The sequence below is a fragment of the Moorella mulderi DSM 14980 genome (genome assembly GCF_001594015.1).
GTDB lineage: Bacteria > Bacillota > DSM-521 > Neomoorellales > Neomoorellaceae > Neomoorella > Neomoorella mulderi.
In genome coordinates, this window is sequence record NZ_LTBC01000062.1 from 1 (window position 1) to 658 (window position 658).

The window sequence follows — 658 nt, forward strand, 5'->3', positions numbered from 1 at the left end:
GCTACCACCTTACGCCTGCAGGTGCAGACCGGGACTGACGCTACTGGGCAACCCGTTTACCGGGTGCGCTCCTACAGCCGCGTCAAACCTTCTGCCAGTGACCAGGATGTCTATGACGTCGCCCAGGCCATTGGCAGCCTGCAGGTACATCCCGTTAACGCCGTCAGCCGCGTTAATGAGAACGACCTCAGTGCCAGCGCCTAAGTAAATCTATAGGAGGTGAACCTTTATGCTTACCAAGCGCCTGGAACTGATCTTCCAGAATGCTGCCGGCCGCCGTACCACCCTGGCCGTCCAGGACCCGCGGGACAACCTGACCGAGGCTGAAGTCCGGAGCGTCATGGAACTCATCCTGGCCCGGAACATCTTTACCTCGCCCGGCGGCGACTTGACGGCTATCGCCGGGGCCCGTATCGTCACCAGGGACGTCACCGACATCATCGCTGCTTAACCTTTACCGGCCCGGGAGGAGGTGGGGAAGGGACTCGCCCCTTCCTCCCGGCCTAAATTGGGGTGAAATTTTCTACCGGCCTTACTTCCCTGGCGGCCGGTTTCCCTAAAGTGCAATTAGATGAAATTACATGGAGGTCTTTATAATGTTTCAAGTCAGGTTCAGTTATTTTGCCCGGCCCCGGCGGGGACGCTGTGACTGCTGCGA

General features: G+C 58.8%; 2 protein-coding genes. Both read left to right on the forward strand.

From position 1 onward, the window contains the following. Positions 1-204, forward strand: a 204-nt coding sequence (locus MOMUL_RS15250) for a DUF1659 domain-containing protein (RefSeq protein ID WP_064774465.1), incomplete at its 5' end; no start/stop codon positions are given. Between the two features lie 25 nt (positions 205-229). Then, positions 230-451 carry a DUF2922 domain-containing protein gene (locus tag MOMUL_RS15255; RefSeq protein ID WP_062286257.1) on the forward strand — a complete coding sequence of 74 codons (222 nt, stop codon included), beginning with the start codon at positions 230-232 and terminating at the stop codon, positions 449-451. Positions 452-658 lie beyond the last annotated feature (207 nt).